22 protein-coding genes and 1 tRNA gene are annotated in these 21,489 nt (G+C 67.9%); 16 read left to right on the plus strand and 7 right to left on the minus strand.

Annotated features, from left to right (window positions below; translation table 11 throughout):
* The first annotated feature begins 122 nt into the window (after window positions 1-122).
* Together NO876_RS00885 and NO876_RS00890 are read left to right on the plus strand one after the other, a co-directional pair.
* Window positions 123-560 carry a DUF1810 domain-containing protein gene (locus tag NO876_RS00885; protein ID WP_256419792.1) on the plus strand — a complete coding sequence of 146 codons (438 nt, stop codon included), beginning with the start codon at window positions 123-125 and terminating at the stop codon, window positions 558-560.
* Between the two features lie 106 nt (window positions 561-666).
* Window positions 667-1,725 carry a nucleoside recognition protein gene (locus NO876_RS00890; RefSeq protein WP_256419793.1) on the plus strand — a complete coding sequence of 353 codons (1,059 nt, stop codon included), beginning with the start codon at window positions 667-669 and terminating at the stop codon, window positions 1,723-1,725.
* 49 nt (window positions 1,726-1,774) lie between these two features.
* Here the strand turns inward: NO876_RS00890 and NO876_RS00895 are convergent, their stop codons facing one another.
* Together NO876_RS00895 and NO876_RS00900 are read right to left on the minus strand one after the other, a co-directional pair.
* A complete protein-coding gene (locus tag NO876_RS00895) occupies window positions 1,775-2,194 on the minus strand; it encodes an RNA-binding domain-containing protein (protein WP_256419794.1) in 420 nt (139 codons plus the stop codon).
* Window positions 2,191-2,850 (minus strand): AAA family ATPase, encoded by a 660-nt coding sequence (locus NO876_RS00900; protein WP_256419795.1) that lies wholly within the window; start codon window positions 2,848-2,850, stop codon window positions 2,191-2,193. Before NO876_RS00900 ends, NO876_RS00895 begins: the two co-directional genes overlap by 4 nt.
* A 146-nt stretch (window positions 2,851-2,996) precedes the next feature.
* On the opposite strand from NO876_RS00900, the gene NO876_RS00905 reads away from it, so the two are divergent.
* Window positions 2,997-3,070: transfer RNA gene (locus NO876_RS00905), tRNA-Arg, on the plus strand.
* A 216-nt stretch (window positions 3,071-3,286) separates the two neighbouring features.
* Entirely contained in the window at window positions 3,287-4,201 is a 915-nt protein-coding gene (gene mdh / locus NO876_RS00910) for a malate dehydrogenase (RefSeq protein ID WP_256419796.1), read from the plus strand.
* A gap of 132 nt (window positions 4,202-4,333) precedes the next feature.
* Here the strand turns inward: mdh and NO876_RS00915 are convergent, their stop codons facing one another.
* Complete coding sequence (locus tag NO876_RS00915; protein ID WP_256419797.1) at window positions 4,334-4,729, minus strand: CBS domain-containing protein; 396 nt, start codon at window positions 4,727-4,729, stop codon at window positions 4,334-4,336.
* Window positions 4,730-5,000: 271 nt separating this feature from the next.
* Window positions 5,001-6,734: an excinuclease ABC subunit C gene (locus tag NO876_RS00920; protein ID WP_256419798.1), complete on the minus strand. Its 1,734-nt coding sequence runs from the start codon at window positions 6,732-6,734 to the stop codon at window positions 5,001-5,003.
* A gap of 117 nt (window positions 6,735-6,851) precedes the next feature.
* On the opposite strand from NO876_RS00920, the gene NO876_RS00925 reads away from it, so the two are divergent.
* The 4 genes from NO876_RS00925 (at window position 6,852) to NO876_RS00940 (ending at window position 9,852) form a co-directional block, all read left to right on the plus strand.
* Window positions 6,852-7,211, plus strand: coding sequence for a DUF7967 family protein (locus tag NO876_RS00925; protein WP_345780722.1), 360 nt, complete (start codon window positions 6,852-6,854; stop codon window positions 7,209-7,211).
* Window positions 7,212-7,343: 132 nt separating this feature from the next.
* On the plus strand, window positions 7,344-8,453 hold the full coding sequence (locus NO876_RS00930; protein ID WP_256419799.1) for an ABC transporter ATP-binding protein: 1,110 nt from the start codon (window positions 7,344-7,346) through the stop codon (window positions 8,451-8,453).
* On the plus strand, window positions 8,450-9,370 hold the full coding sequence (locus NO876_RS00935) for an ABC transporter permease (protein WP_256419800.1): 921 nt from the start codon (window positions 8,450-8,452) through the stop codon (window positions 9,368-9,370). The genes NO876_RS00930 and NO876_RS00935 overlap by 4 nt, the downstream gene beginning before the upstream one ends.
* A gap of 227 nt (window positions 9,371-9,597) precedes the next feature.
* Window positions 9,598-9,852: a HalOD1 output domain-containing protein gene (locus NO876_RS00940; protein WP_256419801.1), complete on the plus strand. Its 255-nt coding sequence runs from the start codon at window positions 9,598-9,600 to the stop codon at window positions 9,850-9,852.
* A 173-nt stretch (window positions 9,853-10,025) separates the two neighbouring features.
* On the opposite strand, the gene ligA is transcribed toward NO876_RS00940, so the two are convergent.
* Window positions 10,026-12,161 (minus strand): NAD-dependent DNA ligase LigA, encoded by a 2,136-nt coding sequence (gene ligA / locus NO876_RS00945; protein ID WP_256419802.1) that lies wholly within the window; start codon window positions 12,159-12,161, stop codon window positions 10,026-10,028.
* A 205-nt stretch (window positions 12,162-12,366) separates the two neighbouring features.
* Here ligA and NO876_RS00950 point away from each other — a divergent pair, with 205 nt between their 5' ends.
* Window positions 12,367-13,572: a pyridoxal-phosphate-dependent aminotransferase family protein gene (locus NO876_RS00950; protein ID WP_256419803.1), complete on the plus strand. Its 1,206-nt coding sequence runs from the start codon at window positions 12,367-12,369 to the stop codon at window positions 13,570-13,572.
* 100 nt (window positions 13,573-13,672) lie between these two features.
* On the opposite strand, the gene NO876_RS00955 is transcribed toward NO876_RS00950, so the two are convergent.
* Complete coding sequence (locus tag NO876_RS00955; RefSeq protein ID WP_256419804.1) at window positions 13,673-14,353, minus strand: DUF1405 domain-containing protein; 681 nt, start codon at window positions 14,351-14,353, stop codon at window positions 13,673-13,675.
* 307 nt (window positions 14,354-14,660) lie between these two features.
* On the opposite strand from NO876_RS00955, the gene NO876_RS00960 reads away from it, so the two are divergent.
* The 5 genes from NO876_RS00960 (at window position 14,661) to fer (ending at window position 19,695) form a co-directional block, all read left to right on the plus strand.
* On the plus strand, window positions 14,661-16,001 hold the full coding sequence (locus NO876_RS00960; protein WP_256419805.1) for an O-acetylhomoserine aminocarboxypropyltransferase/cysteine synthase family protein: 1,341 nt from the start codon (window positions 14,661-14,663) through the stop codon (window positions 15,999-16,001).
* Window positions 15,998-17,203 carry a homoserine O-acetyltransferase MetX gene (gene metX, locus NO876_RS00965; protein WP_256419806.1) on the plus strand — a complete coding sequence of 402 codons (1,206 nt, stop codon included), beginning with the start codon at window positions 15,998-16,000 and terminating at the stop codon, window positions 17,201-17,203. Before NO876_RS00960 ends, metX begins: the two co-directional genes overlap by 4 nt.
* 79 nt (window positions 17,204-17,282) lie before the next feature.
* Window positions 17,283-17,654, plus strand: coding sequence for a hypothetical protein (locus NO876_RS00970; protein WP_256419807.1), 372 nt, complete (start codon window positions 17,283-17,285; stop codon window positions 17,652-17,654).
* A gap of 122 nt (window positions 17,655-17,776) precedes the next feature.
* Window positions 17,777-19,075 carry an O-acetylhomoserine aminocarboxypropyltransferase/cysteine synthase family protein gene (locus NO876_RS00975; protein WP_256419808.1) on the plus strand — a complete coding sequence of 433 codons (1,299 nt, stop codon included), beginning with the start codon at window positions 17,777-17,779 and terminating at the stop codon, window positions 19,073-19,075.
* 230 nt (window positions 19,076-19,305) lie between these two features.
* On the plus strand, window positions 19,306-19,695 hold the full coding sequence (gene fer, locus NO876_RS00980) for a ferredoxin Fer (protein ID WP_256419809.1): 390 nt from the start codon (window positions 19,306-19,308) through the stop codon (window positions 19,693-19,695).
* Between the two features lie 320 nt (window positions 19,696-20,015).
* Here fer and NO876_RS00985 read toward each other — a convergent pair whose 3' ends face one another.
* Complete coding sequence (locus NO876_RS00985; protein ID WP_103990978.1) at window positions 20,016-20,219, minus strand: DUF7561 family protein; 204 nt, start codon at window positions 20,217-20,219, stop codon at window positions 20,016-20,018.
* 99 nt (window positions 20,220-20,318) lie between these two features.
* On the opposite strand from NO876_RS00985, the gene NO876_RS00990 reads away from it, so the two are divergent.
* Complete coding sequence (locus NO876_RS00990) at window positions 20,319-20,453, plus strand: hypothetical protein (protein WP_256419810.1); 135 nt, start codon at window positions 20,319-20,321, stop codon at window positions 20,451-20,453.
* A complete protein-coding gene (locus NO876_RS00995) occupies window positions 20,450-21,421 on the plus strand; it encodes a YkgJ family cysteine cluster protein (RefSeq protein ID WP_256419811.1) in 972 nt (323 codons plus the stop codon). Before NO876_RS00990 ends, NO876_RS00995 begins: the two co-directional genes overlap by 4 nt.
* Window positions 21,422-21,489: the final 68 nt, after the last annotated feature.

The following is a 21,489-nucleotide window of genomic DNA, read 5'->3' on the forward strand; positions in this document are numbered from 1 at the left end:
GGCGACGTTGTCCCCGGTTCGTTCGACTCCACGGGGGAGTTCCCGCAGCGTTCGGACGCGGAACGCCTTCTGCCACCAACCGTTTTAACCGAGACCTCCGAGAAACCGAACTGTCTACTCGTATGACACGATCCGCCGATCCACACGACTTGCAACGGTTCGTCGAGGCGCAGGACCCCGTCATAGACGAGGCCAAACGGGAGCTGCGGTCGGGCCGGAAACGTTCCCACTGGATGTGGTACGTTTTCCCGCAGATGAAGGGGCTCGGAAGCAGCCAGACGGCCCAGTACTATGCGATCGATTCGCGAGAGGAGGCCGAAGCGTACCTGGCACATTCCACACTCGGCCCCCGACTCCGTGACTGCACAGCGATCGTGAACGCCGTGGAGGGACGCTCCGCGAACGAGATATTCGGATCACCGGACGATCTGAAGTTTCGCTCGTCGATGACGCTCTTCGATACAATCGCGGACGATCCGACGCCGTTCAGGACGGCCCTAGAGCGGTATTACGGCGGCGAATCCGATCGAAAGACGCTCGAACTGCTGGAGGACGTATGAAACGCGAACTCTGATGCAGGCGTCTGTGACTCACGGGGAGAGACTGGCCGACGGTCGGGGCCGCGGAACCGACGCCGATTAGTCGTCCGCGCGCCAAGCGGCGCGCGTGCAACCGGCAGGGATCGTCGAGTCCGTCTGGCCCGTCCTCGTCGAGGTCGCCCCGCGAGTCGCTCGCATCGCGGTCTTCATCGCGGTCGGCGTCTTCCTCGCGAACGTCGCCGTCGGCTTCGGTCTCGTCGAGAAGATCGCCACCGTCTCGAAGTACCTCACCCGCCCGGCGAACCTCCCCGACGAGGTCGGGACCGCGATCGTCACCACCGCGGCGTCGACGACCGCGGGCTACGGGATGCTCGCGGACTTCCGCGAGTCCGGCCGCCTCGACGACGTCGAGACGCTGATCGCCGTCACGATGAACACGTTCTTCGGGTTCGTCCAGCACATCTTCACCTTCTACGCGCCGGTGTTGATCCCGATTCTCGGTCTCGAGGTCGGTCTGCTCTACGTCGGCGCGCGCGCCGCCATCGCGCTCGGAATCACGATCGCCGGGGTACTCGCCGGTGCGATCCTGCTCTCTCGCCGCGAAGGGGTGAGCGATCGCGTCGACGCTCCGGCGACGACGCCGGACGGCGGGATCGCGAGCGCCACCGACGACGCCGATCCCGCGGCGACCGGCGGCGAAACGGGTGCCGCTGCCGTCGACGACGACTCCGAACCGCCGCTCGACGTCCTCCGGACCGCCGGCGAGAAGACGTGGCCGAAACTGAAGCGCATCGTCCCGCGGCTGGCTGTCGTCTACGCCCTCGTCACGCTCCTCGTCAGGACGTACGATCTGGAATCGGCCACTGCGATCGCCGAACCCCTGACGGCGCTCTTGGGTCTTCCCGGGGCGTCGCTGCCGGTCATCGCGGTGTTCGCTTTCGACACGACTGCCGGAGCCGCGACCATCGCGCCGATGATCGGATCGACGTTCACCCCGCGGACAGCGGTGGCCACGATGCTCCTGGGCGGGATCGTCTCCTTCGCGGTCTCGACGTTCAAGCGCTCGATTCCGTTCCAGTACGGGATCTGGGGGCCGAAGTTCGGCTCGAAGGTGATCGCCGTCAACACGGCGCTGAAAATCGTCTTCATCGCGGCGGCGCTGCTCCTGCTTCTCGCACCGATGTGAGTTTCGAGGGCCTCGGAATCGTTCGCGACGATCTGGCGTCGCTCGCGCGTCACTCCCGCTCGTCGGGGTCGACCGGCCGTCCCTCCTCCGTCGGCGGCGCGACGTGGTCGACGTACGACTCGACGTCGGGTTCGTTGACGGTGACGTGCACGTGGATGTCGCCAAGTTCGTCGGGGTTGCCGACGGCGAAGTTGATCACGCCCTTGAACGCGGCCTGCTTCTTCAGCGCGAAGGAGAACCCCTCGTCGTCGGCGCGCTTGAAGAACTCCGTGCGCGCGGTCTCGAGGATCTCCTGTTCGTGCAGTCGTTCGGAGAAGCGTTCCAGCGAGTGCGTCTCGCCCACCAGTTCGCCCGGCCGGTGTTCGAACTCGACGTTCGGGAACAGATTTCGAACGGCGTCCTCGACGCGGTCTGTCACCTCCGTGTCGCGGACCGGCGCGACGATCCGCGCGTCGATGCGGTAGATCATCGCGACTCACCGGCGTCGGCCTCGGGTGTTCCGTCGGGGCGTTCGGCGGTCGAACCGGAGCCCTCGGCGGCGAATTCGGCGACGCGAACGTACTCGTCCTCTCTGAGACCCGCGACGTCGCCGTCGAGGATCGCCCGGATCCGCTCGCGGAACGCCGACAGCGAGTCGGTGTTCTCGACGACGACGTCCGCGCGGTCCATCACCTCGCCCATCCCGAACCCGAGCTCGCGCTCCTCGCGGTCGCGCAGCGCCTCCCTGTCGACGTCGGAGTCGTCGCGGTCGCGTTCGAGCAGGCGCTCCGCGCGCGTCTCGAACGGCGCTTCGATGCTCACGAGCAGGAAGTCATCGCCGAACGCCTCGCGGAAGCGGTCCAGTTCGACGTCCGAGCGCAGGCCGTCGACGAGAACGGCGTCGCTCGCCTCCAGTTCGGACTCGATCAGCGGGAGCGACTGCTCGGCGATGGCCGCGGGGCCGCCCTCCTCGCGGAGCGTCCGCGCCATCTCGCCGTGGTGCTCTGCGGGGTCGAAGCCGCGGTCGCGGCAGGCCTTCCGAATCACGTCGCCCATCGTGACGACCGGAACGTCCGCCTCGCGGGCGACGGCGGCGGCCTCGCCCTTGCCGCTGCCTGGCAGTCCGACGGTGCCGATGACCTTCATTACGCGTCGATTCACGGCACCCGACCTTACGCGTTGCGCTCGGCGGTCTCGGTCGCGCTCGCCGACGCGGATTCGACGCCGGATCGGGTCGCTCTCGACGCCGAACCCGTATTCCTTTTTACCCGCGACCGATTTGACTGCCACGAGGGCGCGTAGCTCAGTCGGACAGAGCGTCGGACTTCTAATCCGATGGTCGCGGGTTCGAATCCCGTCGCGCTCGTGAAATCGGAGATTTCACTCGCGCGACGACTCCCCGCTCACTTCGTTCGCGGGGATCCCGTCGCGCCCGTACAGCGAGGAGCGAAGCGACGAGCGAACCGGCACGCGGGATTCGAATCAGGGAGGTCGCGCGCAGCGGAGCGAGCACGTCCGACCGGGGTTCGAATCCCGGACTTCCGAAGCGTTTAATCGAATTCCGACGCCTTCTCTACTCGATATGACGAAAGTCAGCGTGGTCGGTGCCGCCGGAACGGTCGGTGCCGCCGCCGGGTACAATCTCGCGCTCCGGGACGTCGTGGACGAACTCGTCTTCGTCGACATCCCCGACAAAGAGGACGAGACGGTCGGACAGGCCGCGGACGCGAACCACGGCGTCGCTTACGACTCCAACACCGAGATCGTCCAGGGCACTTACGAGGACACCGCGGGATCGGACGTCGTCGTCATCACCGCCGGAATTCCGCGTCAGCCGGGCCAGACGCGGATCGACCTCGCCGGCGACAACGCGCCGATTATGGAAGACATCGGCTCGTCGCTCGCGGAGCACAACGACGACTTCGTCTCCGTCACGACCTCGAACCCGGTCGACCTGCTGAACCGGCACCTCTACGAGTCCGGCGACCGGGACCGACACAAGGTGATCGGCTTCGGCGGCCGCCTCGACTCCGCGCGGTTCCGCTACGTGCTCAGCCAGCGGTTCGACGCGCCCGTGAAGAACGTCGAGGGGACGATCCTCGGCGAGCACGGCGACGCGCAGGTGCCCGTCTTCTCGAAGGTCCGCGTCGACGGCGCGGACCCCGAGTTCTCGCCCGACGAGCGCGAGGAGATCCTCGGCGACCTCCAGGAGTCGGCGATGGACGTCATCGAGCGCAAGGGCGCGACCCAGTGGGGGCCCGCCACGGGCGTCGCGCACACCGTCGAAGCGATCCTCCGCGACACCGGCGAGGTGCTCCCGGGGTCGATCGCCCTCGACGGCGAGTTCGGGTACGAGGACACCGCTTTCGGCGTCCCGCTGAAACTCGGTGCCGACGGCGTCGAAGCGGTCGTCGAGTGGGACCTCGACGAGTACGAGCGGGAACTGATGGACGAGGCCGCCGAGAAGCTGTCCGAGCAGTACGAGAAGATCGCCTGAGCGACCCGACCGCCACGGGAGATTTTCTTTTCCGCGACGCTGCTGCGCTGCTCTCTCGGCGCGAAACCGGCGTGTGAGCGACACGGTCCGCGTCGGCGGACCGTGGCACGACACTCGGGCTGGAACCGTCGACTACGCGGTCGTCCGGAGGTGGGAGACGTACGACGCCAGGTCGGTGGTGGTCACCATCCCGATGACTGCGCCGTCGTCGTCGACGACCGGGACGTGGTGGATACCGTGTTCGATCATCGACTCGGCGACCTGTGCGATCGGGACCTGCGCGGTCGTCGTCACCGCCGTTTCGGACATGTACGCCGAGACCGGCGTCCGATCCTTCGGTTTCCGCTCGGCGACGATCTTCACGAAGTCGGTGTTGGTGAGGATGCCGACGAGCTGGCCGTCGTCGACGACGACGACCGATCCGATCTCTTCGTCCAGCATCCGCTGTGCGGCGTCCTCGACCAGCGTGTCGGGGGAGACGGTGTGCACCGGCGAGGACATCACGCGCGCGACGAAAATATCGTCCATACTACGACGTGGGGAATTATCGAGTATTAAGGATTCGGCTCGCGCCGGGCGCGGACGCGAACCGACCGCGGCACAGCGACCGCCCGACCGCGTGCGTTTATATACGATCGAGCGGCCAGGGTCCCCGTGACGTAGCAAGCACCCTCGCGTCGGACGCGGTTGTTCGGCACGACGACGCGGGGGTCTGCGGTCAGCGGTTGTGCCGGCTGTCAGCCACTCGTTGCGCGTCCCAACCGTCGGATCAGAGTATCAGCCGCTCTCGACGCCGCGCTCACAGTCGTTCCCGAAGCGTCCGCGCCGTTCCCTCGCCGACGCCCGGAACGTCTGTCAGGTCTGCCGTCGACGCCTCGCGGACGTTCTCGACGCTCCCGAACCGCCTGAGGAGCGCACGCCGGGTCTGTTCGCCGACGCCCGGCACGTCCTCTAGAACCGTCCGCACGTCGTCGCGGAGGGTCTGGTGGTACTGGACGGCGAAGCGGTGCGCCTCGTCGCGCACGCGCTGAAGGAGGTGTAGCGCCGGATCGTCGCTGTCCCAGTCGTGGACGCCCTCGGGCGTGATCACGAGCTCCCGCTCTTTCGCGAGTGCGACGACCGGCACGTCCCAGCCTACCTCCGCGAGCGCGTCCCGCGCGGCCCCGAGTTGCCCCTCGCCGCCGTCGACCAGAAGGAGATCGGGGTCCGGTCGGTCGTCCCGGCCTTCGACCGTCCGTTCGGCCCGCCAGCGGACCAGTTCGCGCATCCGTGCGTAGTCGTCGTTGCCGTCGGCGAGTCGCTTGCGGCGGTAGTCGGACTTCTCGGCCGACCCGTCGACGAAGCAGACGTCGCTGCCGACGACCGCCGTGCCGCCGGCGTGGCTCACGTCGAAGCCCTCGATTCGGGTGATCGAAGACAGCCCGAGCGCGTCGGCGAGCGCCCCCGCTCCGTCGCGGCGGTCGGAGCCGGTCCGGGCGTTCTTGAGCGCGAGGTCGACGAGCTTCGACTCCCGGCCCGCGCCGGGGACGCGGACGTCGACGCCCTCGGCGTCCAGCCACGCGAGGACGTCCCTGTCGTCGGGGCGTTCCGAGCAGAGGATGGCGTCCGGCAGGTCGCGCTCGGCGTAGTACTGCGTGAGAAACGCCGTGAGCACCGCGGCCGAGCGCTCGCCGCCCTCGGGGGCGTCGAGGCGGTGCCGCGAGCGGTCGACGAGCTGCCCGCGCTCGCTGTGCAGTCGCGCCACCGTCGCGCCGTCGCCCTCGACCGCGACGCCGAGGACGTCGACGGCGCGTTCGTCGGACTGCGCGGAGACGGCCTCCTCGCCCGCCCCGTGGAACGATTCGACGGCGTCGAGGCGGTCCCGGAGGTTCGCGGCGCGCTCGAACTGCTCGGACTCCGCCGCCTCTTCCATCTCCCGACGGAGCGGATCGGCTAGCGCGCCCGTCTCGCCCTCGAAGAACCGGACGGCGGACTCGACGTCCTCGCGGTAGGCGTCGGCGTCGATTTCGCCGGTGCAGGGAGCGGTGCACAGCCCCATCTCGTAGTCCAGACAGGGGCGCTCACGGTTCGCGTACTTGTGATCCGAGCAGCCCCGGAGACCGTAGGCTTCCCGGAGCGCCTTCACGACGGTATCGACGCGACCCTTGTCGGTGAACGGCCCGAAGACGGTCGCGCCCGGGTCCGGGTCGCGCGTCACCTCGATTCGCGGGACCGGGTGGTCCGTGAGTTGCACGAGCGGGTACGACTTGTCGTCTTTCAGTCGGACGTTGTACCGCGGCTGGTGCCGCTTGATCAGGTTCGCTTCGAGCAGCAGTGCCTGCGTCTCGGTGTCGGTGACGGCGACGTCGATCGAGCGGGCGCGCTCGACCATCCGTCGGATCCGCTCGCCGCGTGGGTCGGCGTACGAGCGGACCCGGTCGCGGACGTCCACCGCCTTGCCGACGTAGAGGACGTCGTCGCCGTCGAGGAACTGGTAGACGCCAGGCTCGGTGGGTAACTCCGCGGCGCGCTCGCGAAGTTCGCTATGCTGCATCGGTCGTACGTAGCGGACCGAGCGGCTTGAGCGTGACGCGACGACACGGCGAGACGGGTACGCCGTCCGGCCGGATGAGGGCGGCAGCTACAAACCGCTCGCCCGAAGAGCACAGATATGACCGATACCGACGCCGACGCGGACGACACTGACGACGCCGCGAACCGCGCCGACGACACCGCGAACCGCGCCGACGGTCCTGCAGACCCCGACGACACCGTCCGCTGCTGGCTCGTCGAACGGACGTACACCGACCGCGGACTCGTCGATATGGTGTACGCGACACCGGACGGCTCCCACGTGCGCCGCAAACAGCTCTCGACGACCATTATGCGCCAGCGCGGTTCCGGAACGAGCGCCGCGGTCGACGTGGAGCGGGCGGATCTCGACCCAGTCGACGACGAGGCAGTTCGGGAGCGATATGCGGCGGAAGTAGCGCGGATGCGCGAGCAGTACGATCCGGACGACGAGGTGTGAGGCCCGGAGACGAGGTGTAAGATCCGAGGACGAGGTGCGAACGGGGTCGACAGCCGCCGGAATCGGACTGGTGAGTCTCAGCACTGATTGCGCCACCAAACGCTTTATGCACGGACCTGACAACCCTCGCCTATGACCGCTATCGAACTCGACGGGGTGACGAAGCGCTTCGAGGACGTCACCGCCGTTTCGGATCTCTCGTTGACGGTCGAGGAGGGAGAGGTGTTCGGCTTTCTCGGCCCCAACGGGGCCGGAAAGTCGACGACGATCAACGTCCTGCTCGACTTCGTCCGGCCCACCGAAGGCTCCGTGACTGTTCTCGGCCACGACGCCCGCGAGGAGAGCGTCGCCGTCCGGGAGCGAACTGGCGTTCTCCCGGAGGGATTCGGCGTGTACGACCGGTTGACGGGCCGCGCGCACGTCGAGTTCGCCATCGACTCGAAGGAGGTCGACGCCGATCCCGACGACGTCTTGGAGCGGGTCGGCCTCGCAGACGCGGCCGACCGGAAGGCCGGCGGCTACTCGAAGGGGATGCGACAGCGCCTCGCGCTCGCGATGGCGCTCGTCGGCGATCCGGATCTCTTGGTCCTCGACGAGCCCTCGTCGGGACTCGATCCCGCCGGCGCGAAGGAGATGCGGGAAATCGTGCTCTCGGAGGCCGAGCGCGGCACGACCGTGTTCTTCTCCAGCCACATCCTCGAACAGGTCGAGGCCGTCTGCGACCGCGTCGGCATCCTCCGCGGCGGCGAACTCGTCGCGGTCGACTCCATCGAGGGGCTGCGCGAGGCGACCGACGCCGACGCGACGCTCCGCGTTTCGGTCGGTGATCCCGTCGCCGACGAGGTGCTCGCGGAGATCCGCGACCTCGCGGGCGTCCGGAGCGTCGACCGCGACGGCGACGACGCGCTCCGGGTGGCCTGCGACAGCGACGCCAAGACGGCGGTCGTCACGGAACTGGAGGAACGCGGGATCACCGTCACCGACTTCACGACCGAGGAGGCCTCCCTTGAGGACCTGTTCCTCGCCTACACGGAGGACGACAGCGACGTCGCCGTCGACGACAGCGATGGTGCCGAGAACGACCGAAGCGAGGCTGCCGAGTCTGAGCGAAGCGACGCTGCCGATGCAGAGGAGGCCGGCGGGACTGACGACCCCACGGAAGCCGGGACTGCGGACGAAGAAGACGGAGGCGACGACGCGGACTCCGAGGCATCCGCCGAGGACACGGAGGTGGCGCGATGAGTTGGCAGGCGGTCGCCCGCAAGGAGTTCCGCGACGCGATCCGCTCGCGGTGGCTCCACGGCTCGACGCTGTTTTTCGTGCTGTTCCTCGGCGGGGCCGCGGCGCTCTTCTTCGGCGCGCTCTTGGGTCCCGACAGCCGCCAGGTGTCGAACCTCTTCGGGTTCTTCGCCAGCCTCGGCGTGTTCAGCTTCTCGTTCCCCGGTCTGCTCGCGCTCGTCCTCGGGTTCGTCGCGCTCTCGACGTCGTACGGCTCGATCACCGAGGAGCGCGAATCGGGGTCGATCAAGCTGCTCCTGTCGCTGCCGAACTCGCGGCTCGACGCCGTGATCGGAAAGCTCCTCGGCCGCTCGGGCGTCGTGGTCGCCGCGCTCCTAGTCGGCTTCTTCGCGACGTTCGTCGTCCTCCTGGCGACCGGGACGCGGCTCGAACTCGGTTCGTTCGTCCCGCAGGTCGCGCTCACGGCGCTGCTGGGCGTCGCGTTCGTCTCGGTCGGACTCAGCATCTCCGCGCTCGCCGACTCGAACCGCGAGGCGACGCTCGCGACGATGGGGCTGTACCTGGTCTTCGCGATCCTTTGGGGGTCGATCTCCGAGGGAATCCCGAAGCTCCTGAACTACGCGGCCGAACAGCTCGGTGCCGGCGGCGTCGCGGAGCTCACGCGCGTCAAACTCGGCGTCTTCCTGAAGTATCTGAACCCGCTGAAGACCTACGAGACGCTCGCAGCGCAACTGTACTACGGTCCGGCGCAGGCCCGTCTCGTCAGTACCACGTTCGGCGAACGCGCGGTGCTCGCTCCCGTCCTCGAAGGGTCGCCGCCGTTTTACTTCTCGGGATGGTTCCTGTTCGTGATCCTGCTCGCGTGGATCGTTATCCCCGCGGTAGTCGGATATTGGGCGTTCGAACGCGCCGATCTGTAGTCCTGCTAGGGGACATCCTGCCAGGAACCTCGCAGGGCCGATACGGACGGTCGGTTGCAGCTACGGACGGAATCGGCACTCCCGATGGCTCCGAGCACTGATGCGGCCGGCGGCGACGGATCTCGGAGAGTCGAGGGGTGGACAAACCGTTCGCCCGCGGCCGGACGTGTCTAATATTATGAACTTGTCTGACTAATATTTATATTGTGTCATTATGTGGACTGTGTATGATGGAGTCCACGGTGTCCGAGCAGATCGTCGAGAAGGTGGCGCGTGTCACCGGCACGGATGCGCTGAAGTTGCCGCCGCTCTACGACTCGGTCGATACCGACGCGCTGAACGCGCTCGTGGAGAGCCCCGGTTACGTCGAGATCTCGTTCGTGTATGCGGGCCAAGAGGTCTGTATCGAGAACGACGGGGAGATCAGCGTCGGCGAATGTTGCGATTCGCAGATCGCCGGTGAAATTCCCGCGGACGACTGACTGACGCCGGCCGCCGCCACGCTTGATCCGGTTTCGGAACCGGTGACGCTGACTCCGACAGCCGTCGTTTCCGTTCGCTATAGCAGCGTTCAGGGCTGTTTTTCCCGACGAGACACGTAGCGAGCGGAAGCCCACTCCGAGCATCCGACACTCGTCGTATGCCAGTCACTCCGCTACTCCGCGGGCGGGTACTCGATCCCGCGCTCTCCGAGCAGGTCTGCGAATCCGTCCTCGTCGAGCGTCGGGACGTCGTTCGCGTCGGCGTCGTCGCGCTTCGTCTGTCCCGGGTCCGCCCCGACGACCAGATAGTCCGTGTTGCCCGAGACGCTCCCGGTCGCCGCACCCCCGTGGCGCTCGACCAACTCCTCGGCCTCTCCTCGCGTCACCGACAGCGCCCCGGTGAAGACGAACGTCAGGCCGTCGAGCGCGTCGCCGGCCTCGTCGGTGTCGACCGATTCGGGCTCGACGCCGACGTCGCGGAGTTCCTCGACGACGGCGCGGTTCTTCTCGTTGGCGAAGAACTCGCGGACGTGCGTCGCGACCGTCGGTCCCACGTCGTCGACGGCCTGTAGTTCCGCTTCGCTCGCCGCCATCACCGCGTCGAGGTCGCCGAACTCCCGCGCGAGGTTCCGGGCCGTGCTCCCCCCGACCTCCGGGATTCCGAGCGCGACCAGGAAGTCGGGAAGCGGTGGTGATCGCGTGGCGTCGACCGCGTCCACGAGGTTCGCCGCGCTCGTCTCGCCCCAGCTCTCCAGGTCGGCTAGGTCCTCGATTGAGAGCCGATAGAGGTCTGGCAGCGACGTCAGGACGCCCGAGTCGACGAGCTGTTCGACGCGCTCTTCGCCCAGGCCGTCGATGTCGAGCGCCTGCCGGCTTCCGTAGTGGACGATCGCTCGGACGAGCTGGGCGTCGCAGGTGAGCCCGCCCGTACAGAACGCGAGCGGGCCGTCGCGCTCGACGGGGCTGTTGCAGACCGGACAGGTCTCGGGAAAGTCGAACGTCCCCTCGGCGCGTTTTTCGAGCACCTCTGCGACTTCGGGGATGACATCGCCCGCGCGGCGGACGCGCACCTCGTCGCCGACGCCGACGCCCAGGCGTTCGATCTCCTCGGGGTTGTGCAGCGACGCCCGGGAGACGGTGACACCGCCGACGTCGACCGGTTCGAGGAGCGCGACGGGGGTGAGCCGCCCGGTCCGGCCCACCTGCACGACGACGTCCGTCACCCGTGTCACCTCCGCGCGCGGCGGGAACTTGTAGGCGAAGGCCCAGCGGACGGCGCGGCTGGTCGCCCCCAACTCCTCGCGGGCGTCGCGGGCGTCGACCTTGATCACGGTGCCGTCGATCTCGTAGTTCAGGTCCTCGCGCGCCTCCAGCAGCGCGTCGCGGTACTCGATCGCCTGCTCTATCCCCGCGACGACCTCGACGCGGTCGTTGACGTGGAGCCCCCACTCGCGGAGGCGATCGAGCGTCTCAGACTGGCTCGCCGGCACCTCGCTCGCGTCCAGGACGTCGTAGAAGAAGCAGTCGAGCGGCCGGTCGGCGACGACCGAGGGATCGAGTTGCCGGAGCGTCCCGGCGGCCGCGTTTCTCGGGTTCGCGAACGGCTCCTCGTCCCGCTCGATCCGCTCGCGGTTGTGCTCGCGGAACGCGTCTCGCGGCATGAACACCTCGCCGCGGACCGCGAGCGAGTCGGGATGGTCGCCGCGGAGCGCCAGCGGAATCGAGCGGACCGTCCGCACCTGTTCGGTCACGTCGTCGCCGACTGTGCCGTCGCCGCGGGTCGCCGCTCGGACGTACTCGCCGCCCTCGTAGACGACCTCCACCGAGAGGCCGTCGAACTTCGGCTCGCAGACGTAGTCGACGTCGCCGACCGCCTCGCGGACCCGACGATCGAACTCCCGGAGGTCGTCGGCGTCGGTCGACTGCTCGATCGAGAGCATCGGCGCGCGGTGTTCGACCGCGTCGAGTTCGTCGAGCGGTTCCCCGCCGACGCGTCGAGTGGGACTCGTCGCGGAGTCGAGGTCGAAGTGGGATTCGAGGTCCCGCAGCCGCGCGAACAACTCGTCGTAGGCGCGGTCCGAGACGAGGGGGTCCGCCAGGACGTAGTAGCGGTGGTCGTGCTCTCGGAGCGCCGCTCTGAGCGCTTCGGCCTCGGCTTCGGCCGCCTCGCGGCTCAGCTCCTCGATCGGTTCGAAGTCGGTGTCGGGGTCGCGGAGATACGGATTGCCCGGGTCGGCGTACGCCAGTTCCGGGCCGTCCTCGCCGTCGCGTCCCGAGGGGTTCGTCTCCGACGCCGCCTCGTCGCTCATTCTATCGACGGATCGAACGGCGCGGAGTTAGGTGCTTCGTCGCTCACTCGATCGACGGCCCGGGCGGCGAAGAGTTGGACGCCCCGCCGGGTACGGGGACGCGTCGGCCGCGCCCGAAAACTCGAATTCGTGTAAACTCCCGCGAGCGACCGTACTGTCGGCGGAAACCCGTATCGCTTATCCCCCAGCGCCGCAATCGCCGCGTATGGAAGAGGACTTCCTGCTCCTCAACCCCGGTCCGGTGCCCATCACCGACGAGGTGTCGGCGGCGATGGACGAGCCGATGGTCTCGCACCGGTCCGCGGCGTTCGAGGCGGTCTACGAGCGTGCACAGGACGGTCTCGACTACATCTTCGAGCAGTCGACGCTCGACGGGTCCTCGACGGCGACCGAGGGAGGCGGCACCTCGCTGCTTCTCAACGGGACCGCCTCGATGGGGATGGAGGCGGCCGTCGCCAACCTCGTGGGAGACGGCGGCCACGTCGTCGCGCTCGTCAACGGGAAGTTCGGCCGCCGCTTCGCGCGGATCGCCGAGCGCTACGCCGACGTCACGCGCGTCGAGGTCCCGTGGGGGGAATCGATCCCCCTCGAAGACGTCCGCGCCGTGGTGACCGAGGAGACCGACGTGGTGACGATGGTCCACAACGAGACCAGCACGGGGCTCTTGAACCCCGTCGCCGGCGTGGGCGAGATCGCCGCGGAGTGCGACGCCCGATTCGTCGTCGACGGCGTCACCTCCATCGGCGGCGACGTCTTCGAACTCGACGCGTGGAACGTCGACATCGCGGTCACAGATTCCCAGAAGGCGCTCGCGGCCCCGCCGGGCATCAGCGCGATGTACGTCACCGAAGAGGTGAAAGACGACCTGGAGGGCGAGTCGGCGCCGTTCTACGAGGACCTGGAGTGGCACCTTCGAAAATCGGAGTCCCATCAGACGCCCTTCACCAGCGCCGTGCCGCTGTTCCGCGCGATGGCGGTCGCCGTCGAGGACATCGCCGAGGAGACGATGCCGACCCGGATCGCCAGACACCGACGGCAGGCCGCGGCGTTCCGCGCCGGCTTCACCGCGATGGGACTCGACCTCTTCGCCGATGCGACGGGCGAGACGGATCTCTCGAACACCGTCACGTCAGTGTCGCTGCCGGACGCCGTCTCGGGCGACGACGCCGACGAGTTCTTCGACGGGGTCGACGCACGCAACGTCGGTATCTCCGGCGGACAGGGCCACCTCGGCGGGACGATCTTCCGCGTGAGCAACATGGGCGGCCTCCCGGACGAGGCCATCCTCCGGGGCGTCCGGACCGTCGGCGAGGCGATGGACGACGCGGGCGTCGACGTCGACGTCGCGTCCGGCATCGCGGCCGCCGAGGGCGAACTCGACGTGACCGAGGCGGCCTCCGCGGACGACTGACACGGACTGTTGGAGTCTCTTTCCGGTGATCGCGGGGGTCGCGATCACCGGGACACAGGAACGACAGCCCTTCTGACCCGACGTCGGCCTCGACGCGGGGTCACTCGTCTCCGCCGACGGTCTCGGCCTCTAATCGGTGGATTCGAATCGCGAGTGCGAGAAACGTTGCGAGTATCGTCAGACCGACAGCCGCGGCTGCGGTAACGTCGTGTGCGCGGGTGCCGTGGTCGGCAATGACGAAATTCGGCCCGAAGTACGTGTGATGGTAGTCTCCGACGATGGGGAGAAAGTAATCGACCACGTCGTTGAAGCCGAACCAGGCGGTGGCGATGCCGACGGCCGGGACGGTGAACTCGGCGTACCGGTAGATCACGAACGCCTGTAACCCCATCCCGAGGTGACTGACGAACAAGAACCAGAGGTAGGGATCGCCGGTTGCGAGGACGTCGTTGATCGTGAGTTGGACGACGACCACCCAGAGGCCGTACTTTAGATTTCCGACAAAAGCCAGCGCGTGAATCCAATCGCGGTCCCGCCCGAGCCTCCACGACGCGAGGCTCGCGGCCATAAGTAACGTCGCCAGCGGACTGTCGGGCACGACGGGCCACATCACGAGTGGAGTGTTCTGGAGCTGAAACCGGTAGTACCAGAAGCCGAACGCGGTGCCCGCGAGATTGATGGCGATCACCACCCAGGCGAGACGGAGTGTCACCGTCTCGAGCCGGTCGGGTAACGGAGCGAGATACGCCGGGAGGTCGTCTGCGGAGGGACGCAACGCCATAGTGGATACTGTCTCGACGTCAGCGGTATAGGTATTTGTCGGAGGCGCGCCCACCGGATCGAGTTACCACGGTCTGTGGGGTGACGATGCAGCGCTTTCGATTCACCGTGCGGCGCGGAACGTCTTTCGACCCCCACGTCTCACAATGAAAAAGGCCTCCGGGCCTGTTTTGCGTGGTCTACCCGTCGAATTCGACTTCCCTAGCCCCCTTTCCGACCGAGCCGCGGCGGAAGAAAGAGCTTCACTGCCGCCACGGCCGTAACCGCTGGTTATAAGTCCACGAACGAATATGCATATAACACATAGTATGGTCGATGGGTTCCACACCCGGAGTCTGCACGCCGGTCAGGAGCCGGACGAGGCGATGGGCGCTCGCGCGCCGCCGATCTATCAGACCACTTCCTACGCCTTCGAGGACGCCGACCACGCCGCGGACCTGTACGCGCTCACGGCCGACGGCGACGTCTACTCGCGGATCTCGAACCCGACGACGCGGATTTTAGAGGACCGGCTCGCGGCGCTGGAGGGCGGCGTCGCCGCGGTCGCGACCGCCTCGGGGATGGCCGCCTTGGACTCGACGACGAGCATCCTCGCCAGCGCCGGCGACAACGTCGTCGCGAGCGCGGACATGTACGGCGGCACCGCGACGTACCTCACGAAGATGGCGACGCGCCGCGGCGTCGACGTCCGGGTCGTTGACACCCTCGATTACGAAGCCTACGCCGAGGAAATCGACGCGGACACCGCCTTCGTCCACGTCGAGACCATCGCCAACCCGTCGCTGAAGACGCCCGACTTCGAGCGCCTCGCGGACGTCGCCCACGCGAACGCCGCGCCGCTCGTCGTCGACAACACGTTCGCGACGCCGTACCTCTGTCGGCCGATCGAACGCGGCGCGGACGTCGTCTGGGAGTCGACGACGAAGTGGATCCACGGGTCGGGCACGACCATCGGCGGCATCCTCGTCGACGGCGGCACGTTCCCCTGGGAACACGCCGACTACGACGAGCTTTCCGGGGAGAACCCCGCGTTCGGCGTCGACTTCGTCGAGCGCTACGGCGACGCCGCGTTCGCGAACGCCGTCCGCCAGCGCGCGCTGCGGACGCTCGGAAACCAGCAGTCGCCCTTCGACGCCTGGCAGACGATCCAGGGGCTCGAAACCCTGCCGCTCCGGATGGCCCGCCACTGCGAGAACGCCCGCGCGGTCGCTGAATTCCTCCGCGACCACGCGGACGTCGCCTGGGTGTCGTATCCGGGCTTCGAGTCGCATCCGACGCACGAGAACGCGCGGCGGTACCTGGGATCGAGCGAGTCCAAGGAGTTCGGCGGAATGGTCACTTTCGGCCTCGCGGCCGGGTTCGAGGCGGCCAAGCGGACCTGCGAGGAGACCGAACTCGCCTCCTTCCTCGCGAACATCGGCGACGCGAAGACGCTCGTGATCCACCCGGCGTCGACCACTCACGCTCAGCTCTCGGAGGAGGAACAGCGGGCCGCGGGGCTCTCGCCCGAGATGCTCCGGCTCTCGGTCGGCATCGAGGACGCCGCCGACGTGATCGCCGACCTGGATCGGGCGATCCGCGCGGCGACCCGAGACGGTTCGGGGGCGGACGACGGACGCGAGAACGGAGCAGTGGAGGGCGAGCGATGAAAACCGAAAGCGGCACCGTCGACCTCGGTCGGTTCGACTTCGCCTCCGGCGACGAGATCGAGAACCTCCAAGTCGCCTACGAGTCCTACGGCGAGTTCGACGGCGATAACGCAGTTTTGGTCTGTCACGCCCTCACCGGCAGTCAGAACGTCGCCGGCTACGGTTCCGAGACCACCGGACAGGCGCGCGCCTGGTGGAACGACATCGTCGGGCCCGGGAAGGCCATCGACACCAACGAGTATTACGTCGTCTGCGCCAACATTCCCGGGTCGTGTTACGGCACCTCCGGTCCCGCCTCGGAAGATCCCGAGGGCGACGTGTACGGCACGGACTTCCCGCCCGTCACCGTCGACGACTGGACCCGCTCGCAGCGACTGCTGCTGGATCAACTCGGCGTCGGCCGCCTCCACGCCGTCGTCGGCGGCAGCGTCGGCGGGATGAACGCCCTCGACTGGGCGAAGCGCTACCCCGACGACGCCCGCTACGTCGTCTCCGTCGCCGCCGCGGCCCGCCTCGACGCGCAGTGTCTCGCCCTCGACGCCGTCGCGCGCCGGGCGATCACCGCCGATCCGAACTGGAACGGCGGCGAGTACTACGGGAGCGACGAGCGACCCACGGACGGCCTCGCGATCGCTCGACAGATCGGCCACATAATGTACCTCTCAAAATCGTCGATGGAGCAGAAGTTCGGCCGCCGCGCGGCCGGCCGCGACGCCCGGCGGGACTCGTTCCCGTCGGACCCGGCGGCGGCGTTCTTCCCGTACCGCGACGTGGAGTCGTATCTCGACTACCAGGCCGAGAAGTTCGTCGATCGCTTCGACGCCAACTCGTATCTGTATCTCACCCGCGCGATGGACGACTACGACCTCGCGGAGGGCTACGAGGACGACGCCCGCGCCCTCGCGGCCTTCGAGGGCGAGGCGCTGTTGCTCTCGTTCACGGGGGATTGGCACTTCACCACCGAGCAGTCCGAGACGGTCGCGGCCGCGTTCCGCGAGAACGACGTCCCGGTCGCCCACCACGTCATCGAGTCCGACCACGGCCACGACGCGTTCCTCGTCGAACCCGAGAAGGTCGGGCCGCCGCTGCGGGACTTCCTCGACGCCGGCGTCGAGGGGCGGGCCGTCCACGACACCGACGAACCCGACCCCGACACCGGGAACGACTTCGCGCCCGTGCACGCTTCGCTGTTCAGTCAGTGAGTCGCGTCTCCCTTCGTCGACGACCCTGGTTCGACGTCGAACCCGAACGCACTTTTCGGTCCGCCCCGTCGTCGGAGGTATGTCTCCGTCGGAGTTTCTGACTCGCCTCGTCGGCCTGCTCGTCGCCGTCGCGGGCGGCGTGCTCGCGTGGGGCGGTTTCCTGGTCCCGGTGGCCGGCGCGCGCGGCGTCGATCTGCTCGCGCGCGGTGCCGTCGCGGACATCGTCGTCGCCGGTGGGTTCGCGGGCATCGCGTTCGTCGCGGCCGGGGTCGCGGTGCTGATCGACCGCGGCCGTGCGCTCGCCGTTTCGGTCGGCGGCGTCGTCCTCGTCGCGGCCGTCGTCCTCCTCGTGGTCGGCACCGATTCGACGACGAGCGTGCTCGGCGTGGGCGTCGTCGCGCTTGGACTGCTGTTCGCCGGGGCGTCGCCCGGCGGCCGTTCGACGGCCTGAGCGGCGGCTGCCCTTTCATTTCGGTCAGGACCCGACCGACCGCGTCGGGACCTGTCGTCGCAGATACCGGCGGAAATTGCACACGTCACGGCGGTTAGGATGTCCCTCGAAAAAGGAGCAGTATGGCAGACGAAAGCGAAAAGCCGCTCGGATTCGGAACCCGCAGTCTCCACGCTGGGCAGGAACCGGATCCGGCCACCGGAGCGCGCGCACCGCCGATCTATCAGACGACCTCCTACGTCTTCGACGACGCCGAGGACGCCGCGGGGCAGTTCGCCCTGGAGAAAGAGGGGTTCATCTACAGCCGACTGATGAACCCGACGGTCGCGACGCTGCAGGAGCGCCTCGCGTCGCTGGAGGGCGGTATCGGCGCGGCCGCGACGTCCTCGGGGATGGCCGCGCTCGACCTCGCGACGTTCCTCCTGGCCTCCGCCGGCGACAACATCGTCACGGCGTCGTCGCTGTACGGCGGCACCTACACGTACTTCACGCACACCGTCGAGCGCCGCGGCATCACGACGAAGTTCGTCGACACGCTCGATTACGACGCCTACGAGGAGGCCATCGACGAGGACACCGCCTACGTCCACCTCGAGACGATCGGCAACCCGGCGCTCGTCACCCCCGACATCGAGCGGATCGCCGACATCGCCCACGACCACGACGTCCCCTTGCTCGTCGACAACACGTTCGCGACGCCGTATCTCTGCCGGCCGATCGAGCACGGCGCGGACCTGGTGTGGAACTCCACGACCAAGTGGATCCACGGCGCGGGCACGACCGTCGGGGGGATCCTCGTCGACGGCGGGTCGTTCCCCTGGGGCGAGAACGCCGAGAAGTACCCCGAGATCGGTGCCTCGAACCCCGCCTACCACGGCGTCAACTTCGCCGAGCGCTTCGGCGACGCGGCGTTCACCTACGCCGCCATCGCCCGCGGTCTGCGCGATCTCGGCAACGCCCAGTCGCCGTTCGACGCGTGGAACACCATCGAGAAACTGGAATCGCTTCCGATGCGGATGGAGCGCCACTGCGAGAACGCGCTGGTAGTCGCGGAGTTCCTCGAAGACCACGAGGCGGTCTCGTGGGTCAACTACCCCGGACTGGAGAGCCACGAGACCCACGAGGAGGCCTCTGAGTACCTCGAAGGCGGCTACGGCGGGATGATCACCTTCGGCCTCGAAGCCGGCTACGACGCCGCTCGCGACACCGTCGACAACGTCGAACTCGCCTCGCTGCTCGCGAACGTCGGCGACGCGAAGACGCTCGTGATCCACCCGGCGTCGACGACGCACCAGCAGCTGACCGAGGAGGAACAGCAGGCGGCGGGCGTGACGCCCGATATGGTCCGACTGTCGGTCGGCATCGAGGACGTCGGCGACATCGTCGCCGATCTGGAGCAGGCGATCGAGTCGGCGACGTAGCAGGGCGATATGCCGACGACGTAGCCAGGCGAAATGGATCGGCGACGGACGGAGGGCAAATCGAACGGAGCGACACCGTTCTCCGATTCGGTAACGTCTGCAGACGGCCGAACGTGTTCCCGATCGTGTCGCCGGTCGGGCACGAACCGGACAGTTTTTTGAGATTAACCCGGCGACGGAGGCGAACTGAACAGCAAAGTCTAATGGGATGGCATACAAATATCCTGCTGATGCCTACCGTAGAATACCTCAATTACGAAGTGCTGGACGACCAGGGCTGGAATATGGACGACGACGACCTCTTCGAGCAGGCCGCTGACGCCGGGCTGGACGACGAGGACTACGGTTCCATTGAAGTCAATGAGGGCGAGTACATCCTCGAAGCCGCCGAGGCACAGGGCTACGACTGGCCCTTCTCGTGCCGCGCCGGTGCCTGTGCGAACTGCGCGGCGATCCTCACGGAGGGCGAGATCGATATGGATATGCAGCAGATCCTCTCCGACGAGGAAGTCGAAGAGAAGAACGTCCGCCTGACCTGCATCGGCTCGCCGGCGGCCGACGAGGTGCAGATCGTCTACAACGCGAAACACCTGGATTACCTCCAGAACCGCGTCATCTGAGCCTGATCCCAGGCAGCCCACTCCCCCGACTGCGGTGGTCGGCGGCCGCAACATCTCGGAGATGCGCTCGCGCCTCTCCGCTTCTCTGCGAACTCGTGCAGCGTCGCGCCGACGTTGGCTTTCACGACTACCGGCAGTCCCCGGCTAACTCCCGCCTTCTTTGACGCTTCTCGTGACGCCGTCCGCTCGTGGCGACGCCTCCGACCACCCGATTCGGCTACGGTTTCTCTGCTGAGGAGGAGGGGCGTATTCGACGACTGCGGCGAGGCAGTCACTGGGCGACAAAGCAGTCACTGGGCGACGAAGCGAGTGCTAACCGTTCACAGCGATTCGACGTCCTCGCTCGTCACCACGCGGTCGTCGGGGAGCCGCGCGATGCAGTCGTGACACAGGAAGAACTCCCCGCCGTCGTCGAGTTCGAGCGTCATCCCGCCGCTCGATTCGGTCTCGAACGACCAGAAGTCGCCGATGCCGCCGGCGATCCGCACGGATCGACCGCAGCCGTCGCAGGGCTCACTCGTCATACCCGATCGACGCGGTCGAGCGTGAAACCACCTGCGAGACACGTCCGATATATTAGGTATCGGTAACTTCTACTGGCAGTCCGACGAACTGATGGCTGAATGACCACTCTCGTGCGGGAGCCCGGCGGCCGCAACTGCGTCGGCGAGTCGTCGCGGACCGTGGCGCTGCCCGATCCGGACGACGAGACCGCGACGCCCGAGGCGGATCCGAGGGATCCCGACTCGACCCGATGAAACTGAACTGCGAGGGTTGCGCCGGCTGTTGTCTCGACTGGCGGCCGCTCGCCTCGACGCCGTCGAACCACGAGCGCCGCGGTCCCGGCGAGCCGCTCGACGACGCGTACAACCTCGTGCCGCTGACGCGCGACGAGGTGGCGCGGTTCGTCGAGCGCGGCTTCGGCGATGCCCTGACGCCGCGGCTCTGGCGCGTCGACGAGGAGACGCCGGGCGTCGTCGTCGACGGCGTTCGTCTCGCTGCCGTCGGCGGCCGCCCCGTCTTCTTCGTCGGGTTGCGGAACGCGCCGAAGCCGGTCGCGCCGTTCGACACCGACCGACGGTGGCTGAGAACCTGCGTCTTCCTCGATCCGGAGACGCTCCAGTGCCGGATCCACGACGCCGACACCTACCCCGGTGAGTGCGGGGCGTACCCCAGCTACAACCTCGACCTCGGGGTCGGAACCGAGTGCGAGCGCGTCGAAGCCGAGCACGGAGGCGAACGGCTCCTCGACGACGACCCCGGGGAGTACGAGGGACCGCTGCTCGGCCCGCAGGCGCTCGGCGCGAAGCTGTTCGGCTATCCCGATCCCGACGAGCTCGCGGGCGCCGTCGAACGGATGCGTGAGGGAGCTCTCCGAGAGACCGACAGAGCCGCCTTCGTCGGCGTGGCCGCCGGGTCGCGGCCGGGGACGCTCGACGTCGACGACGAGCGGGCGGCCGCGGGGACGGCCGACGTGCTCGACGCCGACTCGTGGGTCGGACGCGCGATCGACGAGTGGGAGGCTGCGGCCGATGGGGAGGCCGACAACACCGGCGATGACGCTGCTGGCGTTGGCAACGACGACACTGCTGCTATCGACGGCGACGAAACGACGACCGACGCGATCGGGTCGCGCGCACCCGACGCTCCGACCGGAGACGAGATCGAAGTCGCTCGCGGCGCGCCGGAGACGCCCGGTTGGGACGCCGTCGACGACGCCGAGTGACGGCGCCCGCGGCGGCGGCACCGCTCGCCGTGTCTGACCGCGGCGGGAACGGTTAACAGGCCGCGGCA

It is taken from the genome of Halobellus rarus (assembly GCF_024494595.1).
In the GTDB taxonomy this organism is placed as follows: Archaea; Halobacteriota; Halobacteria; order Halobacteriales; family Haloferacaceae; genus Haloquadratum; species Haloquadratum rarum.